This is a genomic window from Thalassorhabdus alkalitolerans, from assembly GCF_042656525.1.
Taxonomy (GTDB): Bacteria; Bacillota; Bacilli; order Bacillales; family Marinococcaceae; genus Thalassorhabdus; species Thalassorhabdus alkalitolerans.
Map to the genome: position 1 here is coordinate 1 of NZ_JBHSOZ010000010.1, position 15,932 is coordinate 15,932.

General features: G+C 41.0%; 18 protein-coding genes. 15 read left to right on the plus strand and 3 right to left on the minus strand.

The genetic code is table 11. From position 1 onward, the window contains the following. Positions 1–359 precede the first annotated feature (359 nt). Entirely contained in the window at positions 360–1,382 is a 1,023-nt protein-coding gene (locus ACFPU1_RS14945; RefSeq protein ID WP_385942614.1) for an aromatic acid exporter family protein, read from the plus strand. Positions 1,383–1,400: 18 nt separating this feature from the next. Beyond that, positions 1,401–1,913, plus strand: a complete 513-nt coding sequence (locus ACFPU1_RS14950; RefSeq protein WP_385942616.1) for a L,D-transpeptidase — start codon at positions 1,401–1,403, stop codon at positions 1,911–1,913. Between the two features lie 87 nt (positions 1,914–2,000). On the opposite strand, the gene prli42 is transcribed toward ACFPU1_RS14950, so the two are convergent. Continuing rightward, positions 2,001–2,093 (minus strand): stressosome-associated protein Prli42, encoded by a 93-nt coding sequence (prli42, locus tag ACFPU1_RS14955; protein ID WP_157842918.1) that lies wholly within the window; start codon positions 2,091–2,093, stop codon positions 2,001–2,003. Between the two features lie 159 nt (positions 2,094–2,252). Between prli42 and mce the strand changes: the two genes are divergently transcribed. Both mce and ACFPU1_RS14965 read left to right on the plus strand, forming a co-directional pair. Beyond that, positions 2,253–2,663, plus strand: coding sequence for a methylmalonyl-CoA epimerase (gene mce, locus ACFPU1_RS14960; protein WP_157049850.1), 411 nt, complete (start codon positions 2,253–2,255; stop codon positions 2,661–2,663). 34 nt (positions 2,664–2,697) lie between these two features. Continuing rightward, positions 2,698–3,816 (plus strand): M20/M25/M40 family metallo-hydrolase, encoded by a 1,119-nt coding sequence (locus tag ACFPU1_RS14965; protein WP_054636441.1) that lies wholly within the window; start codon positions 2,698–2,700, stop codon positions 3,814–3,816. Between the two features lie 44 nt (positions 3,817–3,860). Here the strand turns inward: ACFPU1_RS14965 and ACFPU1_RS14970 are convergent, their stop codons facing one another. Then, a complete protein-coding gene (locus ACFPU1_RS14970) occupies positions 3,861–4,052 on the minus strand; it encodes a hypothetical protein (protein ID WP_385942619.1) in 192 nt (63 codons plus the stop codon). Positions 4,053–4,179: 127 nt separating this feature from the next. Between ACFPU1_RS14970 and ACFPU1_RS14975 the strand changes: the two genes are divergently transcribed. The 9 genes from ACFPU1_RS14975 to ACFPU1_RS15015 all read left to right on the plus strand — a co-directional run bounded on the left by ACFPU1_RS14975 (position 4,180) and on the right by ACFPU1_RS15015 (position 13,231). Beyond that, positions 4,180–5,463, plus strand: coding sequence for a DNA polymerase IV (locus ACFPU1_RS14975; protein WP_385942621.1), 1,284 nt, complete (start codon positions 4,180–4,182; stop codon positions 5,461–5,463). A 111-nt stretch (positions 5,464–5,574) separates the two neighbouring features. Next, positions 5,575–8,073, plus strand: a complete 2,499-nt coding sequence (locus ACFPU1_RS14980) for a hypothetical protein (RefSeq protein WP_385942623.1) — start codon at positions 5,575–5,577, stop codon at positions 8,071–8,073. Next, a complete protein-coding gene (locus ACFPU1_RS14985; RefSeq protein WP_054636437.1) occupies positions 8,070–8,369 on the plus strand; it encodes an EscU/YscU/HrcU family type III secretion system export apparatus switch protein in 300 nt (99 codons plus the stop codon). Before ACFPU1_RS14980 ends, ACFPU1_RS14985 begins: the two co-directional genes overlap by 4 nt. Before the next feature lie 58 nt (positions 8,370–8,427). After that, positions 8,428–8,850, plus strand: a complete 423-nt coding sequence (locus tag ACFPU1_RS14990; RefSeq protein WP_385942625.1) for a flagellar export chaperone FliS — start codon at positions 8,428–8,430, stop codon at positions 8,848–8,850. Between the two features lie 17 nt (positions 8,851–8,867). Continuing rightward, positions 8,868–10,547 carry a flagellin N-terminal helical domain-containing protein gene (locus tag ACFPU1_RS14995; protein ID WP_385942627.1) on the plus strand — a complete coding sequence of 560 codons (1,680 nt, stop codon included), beginning with the start codon at positions 8,868–8,870 and terminating at the stop codon, positions 10,545–10,547. A gap of 131 nt (positions 10,548–10,678) precedes the next feature. After that, entirely contained in the window at positions 10,679–11,116 is a 438-nt protein-coding gene (locus ACFPU1_RS15000; protein WP_385943032.1) for a YaaR family protein, read from the plus strand. A 396-nt stretch (positions 11,117–11,512) separates the two neighbouring features. Next, positions 11,513–11,794: a hypothetical protein gene (locus ACFPU1_RS15005; protein WP_054636436.1), complete on the plus strand. Its 282-nt coding sequence runs from the start codon at positions 11,513–11,515 to the stop codon at positions 11,792–11,794. 121 nt (positions 11,795–11,915) lie between these two features. Beyond that, positions 11,916–12,386, plus strand: a complete 471-nt coding sequence (locus ACFPU1_RS15010) for a low molecular weight protein-tyrosine-phosphatase (RefSeq protein ID WP_054636435.1) — start codon at positions 11,916–11,918, stop codon at positions 12,384–12,386. Then, positions 12,383–13,231: a fructosamine kinase family protein gene (locus tag ACFPU1_RS15015; RefSeq protein WP_054636434.1), complete on the plus strand. Its 849-nt coding sequence runs from the start codon at positions 12,383–12,385 to the stop codon at positions 13,229–13,231. The genes ACFPU1_RS15010 and ACFPU1_RS15015 overlap by 4 nt, the downstream gene beginning before the upstream one ends. 28 nt (positions 13,232–13,259) lie before the next feature. Here the strand turns inward: ACFPU1_RS15015 and ACFPU1_RS15020 are convergent, their stop codons facing one another. Next, on the minus strand, positions 13,260–13,439 hold the full coding sequence (locus ACFPU1_RS15020; protein WP_054636433.1) for an H-type small acid-soluble spore protein: 180 nt from the start codon (positions 13,437–13,439) through the stop codon (positions 13,260–13,262). Between the two features lie 129 nt (positions 13,440–13,568). Between ACFPU1_RS15020 and ACFPU1_RS15025 the strand changes: the two genes are divergently transcribed. Both ACFPU1_RS15025 and ACFPU1_RS15030 read left to right on the plus strand, forming a co-directional pair. Then, the gene (locus ACFPU1_RS15025; protein ID WP_385943034.1) at positions 13,569–14,912 is read left to right on the plus strand and encodes an FAD-dependent oxidoreductase; all 1,344 of its coding nucleotides are present in this window, start codon (positions 13,569–13,571) and stop codon (positions 14,910–14,912) included. 21 nt (positions 14,913–14,933) lie between these two features. Beyond that, the gene (locus tag ACFPU1_RS15030; RefSeq protein ID WP_385942630.1) at positions 14,934–15,920 is read left to right on the plus strand and encodes a class I SAM-dependent methyltransferase; all 987 of its coding nucleotides are present in this window, start codon (positions 14,934–14,936) and stop codon (positions 15,918–15,920) included. Positions 15,921–15,932 lie beyond the last annotated feature (12 nt).

The following is a 15,932-nucleotide window of genomic DNA, read 5'->3' on the forward strand; positions in this document are numbered from 1 at the left end:
CCGCCGTATACGGAACCGTACGTACGGTGGTGTGAGAGGACGGAGGTTAGTCACCTCCTCCTACTCGATTCCTATTTATAAGTAAACAGGTTTCATACTATGATTTTTTGCTAGAATAAAAGCATACAAAAATCCGAAGTTCAATTTGTAAACAATTCCAAAGGAATATTTCTTTCTTGTCAGGAAAGAGTGAGGAATATATTAGGGTAACCTACTTGTAATAAGGAAGGATGTTAGTGGGATGGTATCCCTTAAACATTCTTTCATTTCTGTTTTGAGTTAAAAAAAGCAATGTGGCTATAAACGAGCAGTGAATACACGTACACAAAGAACCTATCAGGCAGGGAGAGGTTTAACGAATGTTTAAAATTGGATACCGCACGCTCAAAACCGCTATTGGAGCCGGCTTAGCAATATTAATAGCCCAGACTTTACAATTAGACTTTTATGCCTCGGCAGGTATTATAGCGATCTTGTGTATAACAGTTACCAGAAGAGACTCATTGCGTTCCTCGTGGGAGCGTATTTTAGCAAGTCTCATTGGTCTGCTTTATGCTACTGTTATTTTTGAACTGGCTGGGTACCACTTTCTATCAATAACCATTCTCCTTTTACTATTCATTCCTACCGTGGTAGCTATAAAGGCAAAAAAAGGAGTGGCGACCAGCGCGGTAATCATGTTTCACCTCTATACATTGGGCGAGGTTTCAGCCGGTATCCTGATAAATGAAGTACTTTTGATAGTCATAGGGGTAGGTGTGGCATTACTCATGAATTGGTACATGCCTAGTGCGGAAAATGAACTGGTGTGGGATCAAGTTTACATAGAGGAAGCTTTTCAGACGATTTGGAAAGAGTTTGCACGCTATCTTAAAGAGGGCGATACAGGGTGGACCGGAAAAGAATTCACAGAGGCATCCAACACTATTTCACACGGAAAAGGGAAGGCATTAATCAATATTGATAATCATTTTTTGCGGGAAGATGACTACTTTTATCATTACTTCAAGATGAGAGAAAAGCAGCTTGAAATCCTGGAGAGGATCCTTCCGTTCATTTCTACTCTGGATGACACAGTGATTCAAGGAGAGAAAATAGCAGATTTTATGAATGAATTAAGCGGGGCCGTGTATGCAGGGAATACAGCAAATTATTTTCTTACGCAATTAGATGATCTGCGGGAAGAACTCCAGGCAATGGATCTTCCAGAAACGAGGCAGGAGTTTGAAATTCGGTCTTCCTTATTTTATATCCTCCATGAACTAGAGCAGTATTTGCTTATGAAGAAGATGTTTAAAGCTGATCTTAGAAGAACTCAAACGGTATCTGTTAAAAAACGGTATAAGGTAAAAAGGCGGGGAGAAAATAAGAAAGAGGAATAAGTAAAGGCGGAGATGATAATGGTTTTCTTTTCCTTCTTTTTTAAAGTGATTATGGCAGTATCTCTTCTTTGGCCCCTTGCTTCAGAGCCTGATGTTGGAGATCCTTATATTATTATAAATACCTCTGTGAATGAACTGGCTTACTTTCATGCAGGCGAAAAACAAGTGGAATACCGGATCGCTTCAGGAAAAGAGCCTGGTCTGACACCAGAGGGGGAATTTACGGTTGTAGTAAAAGCTGAGAATCCTTATTTTCGCAAGCTTGATATTCCCGGAGGGTCACCGGATAATCCATTAGGAACCAAATGGATAGGCTTTGACGCCCATGCGACTGATGGCAGAATCTATGGAATTCACGGCACAAACCAGCCTCATTTAATTGGTGAATATGTTTCCAATGGGTGTGTCCGCCTCATGAATGATGATGTTGACCATCTGTTTACCAAGGTTCCCGTAGGCACGAAAATCTGGATAGGGCAAAGTTCAAAGACCCTGGAGGAAATAGCGAAAGAAATAGGAGTTATTTTATAAAAAAATCAAAGTGTAAACAAAGAATGAACTGTCGGGGAAAATAAAAAAGGACCGAAGCGGAAGCTTCGGTCCGAGTTTTGATTCTTTTTATAAAAAGGTAGCCGCGCCTGTTAACAAACTTCCTACGACGAGAGTTATGATCATAATATATATAATGACTTTCTGAAACTTTCTTGGCATTTCAATTCCTCCATCATTATTCAATCTAAGTCTTATTTTACGAGGAATTAAAGAAAGTCTCAAGCCTGCATGCCAAAAAAAGAGGGATTTTTTTATGGAAAGAAGAAGAGAAAGTGTATAAGCCATATTGTTATGGGTATAGCCAAAGGGGTGTGTAAAATGAAAGAAAAACCAACAAAAATCGACCATATTGGAATTGCAGTTATGTCTATTGAAGATCACCTGCCGTTTTATACGGAGACTCTCCGTCTTCCCTTATTAAAAATAGAGGAAGTATCTTCACAAAAAGTAAAGGTAGCTTTCCTGGAAATAGGAGAGTCTAAGATAGAACTGCTTGAGCCTTTATCAAATGATAGTCCGGTAGCTGGATTTATTAATAAAAAAGGGGAAGGGATTCATCATGTTGCTCTAGGTGTCAAGGATATCGAAACGAGGCTCCAAGAAATAAAGGAAGATGGAGTTAAAGCTATAAATAACACTCCTGTACCTGGGGCCGGAGGGGCCGAGGTAGCTTTTCTACACCCTAAGTCGACCGGCAGTGTTCTTTATGAGCTATGTGAAAAGAAATAAGGCTGCTGCATTTGTTGTTAGGAGGACACAGTAAATGATTAACGAAAAACGCTTATTAAATGAATTTCTGGAACTAGTAAAAGTGGACTCAGAAACCAAGCATGAAAGAGCGATTTGCGATATATTAAAAGGGAAATTTATAGCTCTGGGCCTTGATGTGGTAGAAGACAATGCGGCCGAAACCACTGAGCATGAAGCCGGCAATTTAATATGTACCATGCAAGGGAATAAGGAAGGAGCGGACCCAATTTTCTTTACGTCCCATATGGATACTGTAATCCCCGGAAAAGGTATTAAGCCCAGTGTGGAAGACGGTCATGTCGTCACTGACGGGACGACAATCCTTGGAGCTGACGATAAAGCAGGGATAGCTGCCATGCTAGAAGGCATTCGGACCATTCAGGAGCAAAAGATTGAGCATGGACCTTTGCAGTTTGTAATTACTGTTGGAGAAGAATCCGGCCTCATTGGAGCCAAAGCGTTAAATCCTGAAATGCTGAATGCTAAGTACGGATTTGCCATGGATAGCGGAGGGGATGTAGGCAACATTATTATATCTGCACCCAACCAGGCAACCTTGGAAGTAACAGTGAATGGAAAGACGGCTCATGCAGGAGTGGCACCTGAAAAAGGAATTTCTGCCATTACCGTAGCTGCAAAATCAGTGGCCAAAATGCCTCTTGGGAGAATAGATGAAGAAACGACGGCCAATATTGGTCGATTTGAAGGCGGCCAAAAAACAAATATAGTGACTGACAAAGCATATATATTAGCGGAAGCACGTTCCTTAGATAGAAAAAAACTTGACGTCCAAGTAGAAAAAATGAAAAAAGCTTTTGAAGATACGGCAAGAGAGATGGGAGCTTCTGCAGATGTAAATGTAAGGTACGCCTATCCTGGTTATAAGTTTGATATAGGGGACAGCGTGGTTCAAGTGGCCATGAATGCAGTGCGGAGGTCAGGGCTTACACCGTCTTTAAAGACAAGCGGCGGGGGAAGCGATGCCAATATCTTTTCAGGGTACGGAATACCAACGGTCAATTTTGCCGTAGGTTATCTGGACATTCATACTCCCCAAGAAAGGATGCCAATCTCTGAATTGAATAAAATTACCCAGCTTATGGTTTCTGTGGTGGAAGAAGTATCTTCTTAAAGAAAGGGCTTTGTTAAAGAAGAAGGTTGATTTTTATAAGTAACTTAATGAATGTGCTGTTCAGCGTTGCCATATTCCATCGATTCAAGAATTAACTCTTCTGAAAAACCAACAATTTCCGATAATTCCGGGATTGTTGGTTTTTTCTCGTGCAGATCCTTGTAAAGGGTGTTACATCTCACAATTTGTGTCAAAATATCCTTATAAGTGATTGATAGGATTAGATCTTCGCTCATAATGCACCCTCCTGTTCATTTCATTACTTATATGATATCATAATGTGTTTATTATGATTCCGTATTATATTTTCTTATTGTGGGTGTCATACATACCTATGGGAACCTTGGCAAAGGAGGTTTTCTTATGAAAGCAAGAAAAGGAAGAGTGGTTTTTCATATAGACATGAACAGTTTTTATGCTTCAGTTGAGGCTGTACATGATCCTTCTCTCAGAGGAAAGCCTCTTGCTATTGCAGGAAATCCAGAGGAAAGAAAAGGTATTGTCGTAACCTCCAGCTATGAGGCTAGAGCTAAGGGGGTAAAAACAACAATGCAAGTATGGGAAGCATTAAGAAAGTGTCCAGAATTAATTATTCGTCCTCCTAACTTCCAGCGCTACCGGGCAGCCTCTTTAGAAATGTTCAGGCTGCTTGAAGAATACTCTCCTCTCGTTGAACCTGTGTCCATAGATGAAGGGTATATGGATATGACAGATGTATTCAGGAATGGGGCAGGGGCAGAGATTGCCGGAGAGCTTCAGGAAAAGATGAAGAGAGACCTGGGACTTCCTTGCAGTATTGGGATCGCTCCCAATAAATTTTTAGCAAAAATGGCCAGCGATATGAAAAAGCCTATGGGAATTACAATATTACGTAAAAGAGAGCTTGATACCAAGCTATGGCCACTTGCCATTGGAGAAATGCACGGAGTAGGGGAAAAAACAGCAGAAAAGATGAAATCACTTTCCATTGAAACCATTGGAGATTTGGCCGGCAGTGATATGCAGATGATTGAAGGCGTCTTTGGGGTACGTGGAAGAAAGCTTCATGAAAGAGCAAACGGTCATGATCTACGTGAAGTAGACCCTGAATCAGTCAATGTTTTTAAAAGCATTGGGAATTCCGTTACACTTCCTTCTGATACTAGAAACGATGAGAAGATAGCTTCTACTTTAAAGTCATTGTCTGCTTCTGTAGCCAGACGAATGAAGAAAAAGGAAGTCTGTTCTTCAAATATCCAAATAACGATCCGCTACAAAAACCGCAAAACGATTACTCGGAGTAGGCAACTGACGAATCCTCTTACAGAAGAAGAGGAGATCTTTAAGGAAGCCTATTTTCTTTTCAATAAATATTGGAACGAAGAGCCTGTCCGCCTTCTTGGCATTACCTCTTTAGATGTTACGCCGCTCAAAGAAGCGTACAAACAACTGGATTTGTTTACTTATAAGGAAGAGGAAAAACAAGCAAAGCTTTCTGAAACAATGGAGAAGCTAAAAGGTCAGTTCGGGGAAGAAATTTTTAATATAAAAAAGACAAAAACTCAAAAAGAAGAAAAGAAAGATGTCCGAAAAGGAACAAGCCTTGATAAAGATTTTTTATTTGAATATTGGGGACAAAAAAGGAAGCATAGTCAGGATCACGACTAAGCTTCTTTTTTATGCTGCAAATTGCTTCTTATCATACGTATAATTCCCCGTTAAGAATACAGCAGTAAATGCCGATAAAGAGTATAAGAAGATTGAATCGGAGTGATGAAAATGGATGTAGGCCATATTTCCGGAGCTCATGTCTCGACCCAGAGAGAAGCAGCACATTCTGTTCAAAAAGGCGAGGTGCACCGCGCGGTTGTTACAGAAAGGCTCTCCCATAACGAAGCTGTTGTTCACATGAAGGGACAGGAAGTACGAGTACAATTTGAAGTCACTCTCCCTAAGCATGATCGTGTCACAGTAGAAGTGGCAGGACGAGCGGATGAAGGACAAGGCAAAATTCTCGTGAAAGCTCTCCCTGATGAAACGGGCAGACAAAGCCAAAGAGATACTGGAACAAGAGCAGATGAAGTGTTAAAACGACTAGGTGCCGGGCAGCCTGTATCAAAAGAAGTACGGCAAAGTGCACAATTGCTTTTAGATAAAGGAGTGCCCCTGACTAAAGAGACTGTCAAGGCCCTCAGGCAGTTTTTTGATGAGGGGGCAGGAAGCAGTCTTAAGAGGATTCAGACTGTGAAGGCTCTCGCAGGTAAACATTTAGAAGTAACAAGGCCGCAACTGCAGGCTGTACATGAAGCCCTTCACGGAAGGCCTTTGCAAGAAACCTTACAGCAGATTTCGGCGAAAAGCAAAAGGATCAATGAGATGGGTCAGCGATTAACAGTACAGGAAGAACAAGCAGTGACACGAGCCTTACAAAGGTGGATAAGTCAACAAAATCAGCAAACAACGGCTCAAACTTCCTTGAATGAAACGCTTCAGGAAGTACGAAACAGAACAGCTCAGCTGTCAAACGTGCAAGAAACGATAGGTATAGTCAGAAATCAGCTTCTTACCCACCCGGAAATTAGTGAAACGAGTGCAAAACAGCTTGAAAAGGTGTTAAAGCAAGCTGACTATCTCCAACAGACAGGAAGAGAGCGGTTACTACAAGCTTTTAGTCAGACCGAAGAGGGGGAGTCAGGCAGCACCGGCCAGTTTACAGAACTTCTAAAAAAAGGTACTGACCTGACGAGTATGAGAAACGAGGCAGTGAGCATTTTACCACCCGGGAACAAGAGGCAGGCACTTGCGGTTGAACGGGGCATCAATCAGGCGATTCAATTAGAAAATGCCGGAAGTCAAAGAATTGGTCAAGTACTTCAAAGCATGGTAAGCGCAGGGCCGATAGAGGAAGTATTACAACAGGCTCACAAGCAGCTTGGAAAAGAACCTGATTTTAGAAAAGCTGCAGATTATATCAGGCATGAGGCAGGGAATCACCCTGAGCTTTCAGATAAGCAGCAAACCCAATTGACAGATGGGGTTCAACGAGCCATTAACAAAGCCGATAATGGCATGGAAATGGCAGCAAGGCAGGAGGTAGCAGCTCTTCTTCTGCAAATGAAAGAACAGGTTCTTGAGCACAGAACAAACGACACTACCGGTCTTTTAGGCCAAAATCAAAGCAGGCTTCTGTTGGAGACGAAAATAACAGAGAAATTAGCCGCATTAACAGGAGAGTTTCAAGGAATCAAAAGAGACGTTACAAAGAAACTGGACCAGGCCCATCACCTAATGGAGGAAAGAAGGACTGCTCCACAGGCCAGGCAGCTTCTTGAAACGACCATAAAAAGCCTGGACAAAACTATCTTAAGAAGTGAGATGACGCTATTTACGGATATGAAAACAGAAAGAAGCCTGCTGCAAGCAAGCAGTCAGCTGGCAGAAGCTTCTAAATTTCTTCAAAAAAATATGCTTTCTGAAGCAAGACAGATTGTCCGACAGGTTCAGTCATTAATTGAAAGACTTCAATTTCATCCATCGGAGCAAAAGTTGAAGCACTTTACTGCCAGTGGAAAGGAACAGGGAGAACGACTTACCTCTACTCAGAGACAAGCCTCTCCTGCCGATGCCTACAGGCCTTCTTCGTTACAAGAGGGATCAGCCCGTCAAGTCTTTGATTATTTAAGAAGTATTGGTTTTAACAGAGAAGCAGAAATAAGCCAGAGCCTGGCTGGGAACCGAAGTCCTATAGGAGATGAAAATGTAAAGCACAAGCTGATGCAGTTAGCGAGAAATGAAGAAGAAGGGAGCCGGCTGCAGCAGCAGGCAGCCCAAGGGGTGAACCATATTACCGGACAACAGCTGTTAAGTAAGCCAGACCCTGGAAGCCCTATTCAAACTATGTTTTTTTCGCTTCCTTATCTCTTAAAGGGAAAGGTCAAGAATTTACAGGTTTATGTTAACTCAAGGGACGAGAGAGGGACGTTAGACTGGGAAAATTGCAGCCTTTATTTTTTAATTGAAACAAAAAAATTAGGAGAGGTCGGCATCTCTGTACAGGCGAGTGAAAGGAATCTGCAGGTCACACTAAAAAATGATCAGCAAAATTTAAAAAGCAGTATGGAACCACTTATTAAAAAGACTGAGAACGCTCTGACTGAATTAGGCTACCGTGTAGCAGGCATTCATTTTAAGGCGTTTACTGAAAAAGAAACAAAAGAAGAAGACCAGAGCGATTCCATGCCCGTTTTTACAGAGAAAGGATTTGACTATAAAATATGATCGTTTCTGCTTATTACAATCACAAACAGAGAAAAGAAAAAAATGGCCGGACAGCAGCGGTTATTCGTTATGACGAAGAAGAGAACCTGGTGCCTAAGGTAGTTGCTCAAGGGAAAGGACAGGTTGCCCAGCAGATTATGGCTCTGGCCAAGGAAAATAACATACATATGCAGGAAGACCCTTTGCTGGTAGAAAACCTTTTGGATATGGATCTGGGTGAAAATGTACCTCCTCAGCTTTATTCGGTTATAGCAGAAATATTACTGCTTATTGAAGAAATGGAAAACAGCTATTAAAAGAAATGATTAACAGACGATAATACAAGCGAGACTGCTTTCGGAGGTGTTTGAATTAATGTCAGGCTTAACAGAAGAGTTTATCCATAGGAAATCTTCTCAAGAAATTACCTCACTTCTTTATGAAGCAGCTATCCATAACATAAATGAAGCAATAGCTGCTATACAAATGAAAAATTATATGGAAGCTAATAGGAATTTACAAAAAACCAATGACATCTTATACCGCCTTGGTGCGGGTTTAAATTATGAAGCTGGAATTATTTCTGACCAGCTTGATGCTCTGTATAATTATCTTGCAGAACAAGTGATAGAAGCGAATCTAAAAAAACAAATTGAACCCTTGAAATTGGCTCTCGAAATACTGACGAACCTGGCTGGTGCGTGGAATCAGGGAATCAAAGCCAAACCGGACACCCGCTTTAAAACGATTCGCCAAAAGACCAATATTTACGAGCAGCATGTTATGCAAGAAAGCTGACAGAAAAGGAGATCTACATGAAGATTAATAATAATATTCAAGCGTTAAATGCCTACCGAAATTTAAGTCAAAACCAAGTGCATGTTTCTAAAAACCTTGAAAAGCTTTCTTCCGGACTTCGCATCAATAAGGCAGCAGACGATGCAGCGGGCCTCGCTATTTCAGAAAAGATGCGCTCACAAATCAGAGGGCTGAAGCAGGCAGAACGAAATGCAATGGATGGAATCTCTTTAATGCAGACATCAGAGGGAGCGATGCAGGAAGTTCATTCCATGCTGCAGCGAATGAGAGAACTGGCAGTACAGGCAGCAAATGATACAAACACTGAATATGACCGGGACCAAATACAAAAGGAAATAGATCAGCTGAAGCTTGAAATAGATTCTATTTCGGAGAAAACTGAATTTAATACACGGAAACTTCTAAACGGGTCCAGCGCAGTATTGTCTACTTTTCACGTTATTGATGGAAACGATGCAAACCAGGCTAATTTAACAAGCCTTCCTAAGGCAGTCAATGCCAATCTGAAGTCAGGCGATTACAGACTTAATGTAACTGATGTCGAGCCAAAAATATCCATTGTCCAGCCCGGTGCAGGATTAGAGGCGGGGGATATTGATTTTCAACAGGTACAATCAGAAGCCTCTACCGAACCAACTACAGAGGCTGAAGATGAGTCTCAAGTAAATGGTGGAGATCAAGTAGACGCTAATAATTCATCTGATGAGGTAAACGAACAAAACTTCACCGAACCAACTACAGACGCTGAAGTTGAGTCTCAGGAAACCGGTGGGGATGAAACAGAAGCTAATGACCTTACTCCAGATGGCCAATTAAATGGAGGAAGAGGAGACGAAGACTCTGGGGAAGGTATCCCTGATGAAAGTACACCTTTAATTAACAACTTTGCGAATATACCTTTAGGTGAATACACCATAAATGTAAGAAACTACGAAGGAAACAGTGCAACGATTGAAATTCTTGGTCCGGATGGTTTATCTATAGAAACTAGAAATGTAGAGGTTGGGGATGGCAGTGGACCAGAAAATATCGGAGGGCTAGCGATTAATACAGGTGCTATCCAGCGGTCCGGTATGGTTAAAGTATCTATGGAAATGGAGGCCGCCTTCTCTCTCTATTACCGGGAACCAGGTAACGAAGATGGTGAATATCATAGGCACGCTTTTGGCAAAGAACTTACATCCAGAAATGGAGTAGTTACTCACGGAGGCCTTGAATTTTCTATTTCCAGTAATTTACAAACCTCAGATGCTGAGGAAGCGACAGCATTTACGATTGTGAATAATGCCCTTGCGTTTCAGATTGGCCCTAACACCAATCAGCATGTGCTTGTAGACATCCCAAAGATGGACACTGTACAGCTCGGTATTGAAGAAATAGATGTGCGCAGCCAGGAAGCAGCCAATCAAGCTATTTTTGCATTGGATGAAGCAATTAACAAGATTTCTGATGCACGCTCAAAGCTTGGAGCAACACAAAACCGTCTTGAGCATACAGTTAATAACCTGCAGATCACTCATGAAAATTTAACAGCCTCTGAGTCTCGTATTCGTGATGCAGATATGGCTTTGGAAATGACAGAATTTACTAGGAACAATATTATAAACCAGTCGGCGACAGCCATGCTTGCACAGGCTAATCAATTGCCCCAGGGCGTATTACAGCTGCTTCAATAGAATGTATCATTTACAGGGTAATAGAAATCATTTGCCCAAGGAGTATGATGTTTTAAGAGGAAGCTAATGTGACCTACCATCCTTGCGTGGCCGATGGTACAATGAGAAAAACTGTAAAGGGCGTGACGAGAATCGATATACAAAAGGTTGGCCGCTCTGAACTTCAACAAAATGTTAAAAGAAAAGCCGGCCCTGAACCTTCTCTTTCATTTACTGAAATCATGAACAAGCAAAAAGATGAAAAGGCACATGAACGATTCACTAAGCTTGTTAAGCAAATCGAAAACCAGGGAAATGTGCTGGCCGAAACAAGAACAGTAGAGGAACTGAGAAAGTATAAACTGCTGGTCAAGGAGTTTATGCAGGAAGCAGTGGAGCATGGTCTTCGTCTTGAAGAAAAACGCGGATTTAACAGAAGAGGGCGTACAAAAATATACAAAACCGTACAAGAAGTCGATCAAAAGCTCCTGGACCTTACAAATGCCGTGCTGGAACAAAACAAAAAAAGCCTGGATATTCTTGATTTAGTGGGGGAAGTAAGAGGACTGCTGGTTAATGTCTATACATAATAGGCTGGTACAGGAAGCTTCCCTCCTCTCTTTAAGCTGGGAAGCAAATACTGCTTACGTTAAATCGAAGAGAAATTTGACGCAAATGGACTATATCGTGATTCTCTCGCGTATGATTTAAGCAGTGCTCTCTAGGAGTTGCTCTTTCCTTTTTTATGAGCTGCTTTAAAGATTGCGGCTTTTTCTCATTTCTAATATTCTATTCTTTGTGAAGAAAAGAGGAGTGATTTAGCTTTGCTAGTTGTTATTAGAGGTAAGAGCACAGACTAAGTTGTTCACAAATCCTTCACTTGGTTTTCAAGAATTGGCAACCAAAGCTCTAAGCTAGAAGTGTATAGTAGAAATCAGGAATTCTCTTTATCTAAACAAAAATTAAGAATAGGAAGTGAATAGAACGTGATCGTTCATGACTTGGTGGAAACGAAAGAATATTTTACAGAGGAAACAAAGGCTGACTACTATGTGGTTTATGAAAAGTTTGAAAACAGTGATGCAAGCTTTGAGGAAAGCGGTCGTTTCTCTGTAAAAGAAGCCGACACAGAAGAAGTTGTGCAGATATTTTACGGCTGCAAGGATAATTCCTTATGTTCATTAGAAAAATATAAGGTTGACGAGTATCCTTCTGTGGAAGCAATCCTTAAACAAGTAAAAAATGACCATCAAGAAATATTTGCTTAATAAATCATAAAGCCTCTTTGGTATATACCATGGAGGTTTTATTTTTTTATTTATGAGTCTTTGTTCTTAATTCTTATTAACGATATAATATAAAGAGAGAATGGAAAATTGAGGTGACTGTATGATAAATGTGTTATTTGTCTGTCTGGGGAATATTTGCCGGTCTCCCATGGCTGAAGCAGTCTTTAAAAAGAAAGTCCAGGAAGCAGGCTTAAGCAGTAAAATAACTGTAGATTCAGCCGGTACAGGGCACTGGCATATTGGAAATCCTCCTCATGAAGGAACGATAAGTATACTTACGAAAAATAATATTGAGGCGGCCGGACTTCAAGCAAGACAGTTAAAGAAAAAAGACCTTTCTGAGTTTGAATACATCATTGCTATGGATGCTGAAAACCTGGGAAATATTAGAGCGTTAGCTGGACACAGCAATACAGGGGAAATATCACGTTTATTAGACTACGATCCAGCTTCTCCTGGAGAAGATGTGCCGGATCCATATTTTACAGGGAATTTTGAGGAAGTGTATGAGATGGTTGACTGCAGCTGTACAAATCTCCTTACTCATATACGGGAGCGTGAGGGGATATGAAAACAAGTGTTGAACTTGCTTTATCCTCGATTAACGCCGAAGACCATATTAAAACTGTCCAGCCTGTCTCAGGAGGCAGTATTAGTTCAGCGTATTACGTAGAAACGACGAGTGAACGTTTTTTTGTTAAGCTTCATGAAGAAGCCCCTAAGGATTTCTTTTCACAGGAAGCTGCCGGTCTTCAGTTTCTTGAGGAAACCCATACATTAGCTGTGCCTGAGGTTTTAGGGTGGGGAAAGAAGTTCATTGTAATGGAATGGGTGGAAGGAGAAGCAACAAACACAACCGAGGAAATGCTGGGAACCAGACTGGCTCAGCTGCATTCCCATCATGGAACTTATTTTGGTCTCGAGGCAGATAATTTTATTGGAGAGCTCCCCCAGTCCAACGGATGGGAAAAGACATGGGGAGATTTTTTAAGAGAAAAACGATTAAAGCCGCAGTTTGATTTAGCAAGGTCTCTTGGAAGACTGTCAGGTCAGAGAGGGAGCAAATCTCAGAAGTTATTAGAGAAAGTTGATGAGTTAGTACCTCCTGACAGAAAGCCTTCTCGTCTGCATGGTGATTTATGGGGTGGAAACTGGATAGCAGGCCCTGGTGGAGAACCCTTTTTAATAGACCCTGCTGTGTTTTATGGTGATTATGAGTTTGAAATCGCTTTTATGGATTTATTTGGCGGATTCTCTCCTCGAGTGTATGGAGCGTACCAGGAATCAAAGGAGCTGGAACCCGACTTTGAAGATCGAAAGCCGTTGTATCAGCTTTATTATCTTCTTGTTCACTTAAATATCTTTGGTGAAAGCTACGGACGTTCCGTTGATAAAATTTTAAATAAATATGTATAACAGGGACCTCGGCAACGAGGACCCTGTTTTATTTTTCAATTAAGTTACCAAGATTAACTGTCATTTCATTCTCCGTATCGCGCAAGTCATAAATGCGTGCTGTGCTGTTTTCAGGGTCAACGGCTTGAATGTAAACGGCTACATCATTATAGTATACATGTTTCATCTCTGGAGAGGATGCTATTTCTTGAGCTCTCTGAATATTCACAGGCAGATTCTCCTTTGCTTCTTCATTTATTTATATCCTAGGGTGACGATAAGCTGCCTTCTTTATACCTAAAAGTTTATTTCTGCCTTGATGAGGGTAGGTAAGGAACGACAGGGGACAGGTGATTTGATGAAGTATGATGTGTTAATCGCAGGAGGGGGAGTAGCCGGGCTGACTCTCGCTTTAAAATTAGTTAAGAAAAACATTCGTGTTTTACTTATTGAAAAGGCCAAGCAGAACCCGCAAAAGGTGCTCTATAAAGGAGAATTGCTGCAGCCGAAAAGCATAAAAATATTCAGCGACCTGGGCTTATATAGCTTGCTGGAAAAAGAGAGCTACCCCTTACATGTTATTCACTCAATTGAAGTGGAGCTTCAAGAAAATGGATTTCCAACTCCCATATTTGAGAGCGAGCTTCGTTATGATAAGCTTGACTCTTTTTACAATCAGGCTTTTATGCTCCCCCATGAAAAGCTGAGATCCATTTTACTGGAGGAATTAAAAAGGTACGAAACCTTTCATTATATATGGCCAGGGACATTCCTGAATTTTACTGAGGACCAAAACCCTGACGCCAGGAAAGCAAGGATCAAAACAAAGGATGAAGAACTGTACTGCCAGGCTGATTTCTACGTAGGAGCTGAAGGCAGAGTTTCAAAAATCAGAGATTCCATGAAGACAAAAGTGAAGGAAAGTGATTACAATCATCAATTTTTAACGGTCTCCTTTCCACGTCCTCCTTCCTTAAAAGATTCTGTTATTTTTGCAAGCAAAGATAGTTTTCTCGGCCTTTTTCCATTGCCTGGGGGAGAGGTAAGGACAGTTCTGTTGATTCAGCCAGGACAGCTGAAAAAAATGAAAGAAGATGGAATCGAGAGTTTTTACAGGGCTTATTATCAGTTCATGCCTGAAATGAAAGGCTACGTGGACTCCGTTGGATGGAGGGATATTCAACTGATGATTCCGAAGCGACATAACGTCTCACATTATGTGGAAGAAAATAAAGTGATTATAGGGGATACAGCTCACAGCGTCCATCCAATGGCTGGGGAAGGAATGAATCTGGCTATTCAAGATGCTGATGTGTTAGGAGAGCTTCTTGGCTGGATGTACACAGAAAATAAAACGGACCACAAACATTTAACGTGGTTTGAAACGATCAGGAAACCCAGGGCAGAATACTTATCCTTTCTCAGTCATCAATCTGCCTTAGCTTACTCTTTTCCATACCAAACTGCCAGGAAAACAAGAATGAGGGCTTTATACTACATGGAGAATATACCCAGACTTCATTTCAAGCAGATGCTGAATATTTCTGGGCTTGGCATGTGGAAGTTTTCAGCATGGGATTACATGAGAACTATTGGTCTCCCTCCATGGTTTACCTCTAAAAAGCAATATTCCCCGCAAAAGCAGCAGCCGCATTTTTTTACACACAAAGACGATTATCCTTGGTACTACAAGTACCATTAACTTGATGAGGTGAGTGGAGAAATGATAAAGGAAATGAAACGATTACTGGAAGCAAGGAAATGGATGAAAAAGAATGAAGAATTTCTCCCGACCTGGCATGCCCATGTAGGATATAGTTTGGACTTATTTGATCATTTTGCCAAAGGGGCAAAGGTCCAAGAGGTACAAAGAAAACAGGAGCTTGATGAGGCTCTTCTTAAACGCTGGGTTGAAGTAGGCCTTGCTATTGGACACCTGAAAAAGAAACGTAATGGGAAAGTGAAAAGTCATAAAGAGATGACAAGGTATATTTCTAGACATAGTCCTTATTCAGTTGGCGTCCTGTTAACAGAAATGATGGAGCTGCATATACCGACGCTTCTGTCATATAAAGATGCAATGAAGGGAAAGGAGCGGGTTAGCTACCTGGAAAAGGATTACGGTCCGATCGTTGCCCAGACATCTTCGTTATTAGAAGCATTAGCCTTCCCAAAACTTATGGAAGTGATCAAGAAAAATAAAGCTTCTTCTATTTTGGATATGGGCTGTGGCTATGGCGGTTACCTAAGTCGTATTTATGAGAAAAATCCCGATCTTAAATTAACAGGAATTGAACTTCATGAAGAAATTGTAAAGGAAGCAAAGGAACAGACTAAGCAAACAAATGTAGAGATTATTCAAGGAGATATACAGGATTTTTATACAAAAGAATACAAATCAGATATTGTAATGATGAATAACCTGCTTTACTATTTTTCAATGGAAGAGCGGCAGGACTTATTTAAAAATGCAAAAGAGCTGTTAAATAAAAAAGGACGATTACTCATTATGGCTCCGTTGCAGAACTCCAAGCATGGACAAGCCTTTTCAGCAGCATTTAACAGCTTTATGTCAGCCCATGAAAATTTATATCCTCTTCCTTCTGAAAAGGAAATAAAGAGTTATGCCAAGAAAAGCGGTCTGAAAGTAAAGAAAGTTTCCCCTATCATTAAAGAAGGCGGATGGTATTTGATTGAAGTTGCCAAATAAAAAGAAATGGAA

Excerpts from the sequence above, each read along its gene's own strand:
- ACFPU1_RS14995 (WP_385942627.1), top strand. The coding sequence starts at position 8,868 with ATGAAGATTAATAATAATATTCAAGCGTTAAATGCCTACCGAAATTTA.
- mce (WP_157049850.1), top strand. The coding sequence starts at position 2,253 with ATGAAAGAAAAACCAACAAAAATCGACCATATTGGAATTGCAGTTATG.
- ACFPU1_RS14965 (WP_054636441.1), top strand. The coding sequence starts at position 2,698 with ATGATTAACGAAAAACGCTTATTAAATGAATTTCTGGAACTAGTAAAA.
- ACFPU1_RS14990 (WP_385942625.1), top strand. The coding sequence starts at position 8,428 with ATGTCAGGCTTAACAGAAGAGTTTATCCATAGGAAATCTTCTCAAGAA.
- ACFPU1_RS15025 (WP_385943034.1), top strand. The coding sequence starts at position 13,569 with ATGAAGTATGATGTGTTAATCGCAGGAGGGGGAGTAGCCGGGCTGACT.
- ACFPU1_RS14975 (WP_385942621.1), top strand. The coding sequence starts at position 4,180 with ATGAAAGCAAGAAAAGGAAGAGTGGTTTTTCATATAGACATGAACAGT.
- ACFPU1_RS14985 (WP_054636437.1), top strand. The coding sequence starts at position 8,070 with ATGATCGTTTCTGCTTATTACAATCACAAACAGAGAAAAGAAAAAAAT.
- ACFPU1_RS15015 (WP_054636434.1), top strand. The coding sequence starts at position 12,383 with ATGAAAACAAGTGTTGAACTTGCTTTATCCTCGATTAACGCCGAAGAC.
- ACFPU1_RS14970 (WP_385942619.1), bottom strand. The coding sequence starts at position 4,052 with ATGAGCGAAGATCTAATCCTATCAATCACTTATAAGGATATTTTGACA.
- ACFPU1_RS14945 (WP_385942614.1), top strand. The coding sequence starts at position 360 with ATGTTTAAAATTGGATACCGCACGCTCAAAACCGCTATTGGAGCCGGC.
- ACFPU1_RS14980 (WP_385942623.1), top strand. The coding sequence starts at position 5,575 with ATGGATGTAGGCCATATTTCCGGAGCTCATGTCTCGACCCAGAGAGAA.
- ACFPU1_RS14950 (WP_385942616.1), top strand. The coding sequence starts at position 1,401 with ATGGTTTTCTTTTCCTTCTTTTTTAAAGTGATTATGGCAGTATCTCTT.
- prli42 (WP_157842918.1), bottom strand. The coding sequence starts at position 2,093 with ATGCCAAGAAAGTTTCAGAAAGTCATTATATATATTATGATCATAACT.
- ACFPU1_RS15010 (WP_054636435.1), top strand. The coding sequence starts at position 11,916 with ATGATAAATGTGTTATTTGTCTGTCTGGGGAATATTTGCCGGTCTCCC.
- ACFPU1_RS15030 (WP_385942630.1), top strand. The coding sequence starts at position 14,934 with ATGATAAAGGAAATGAAACGATTACTGGAAGCAAGGAAATGGATGAAA.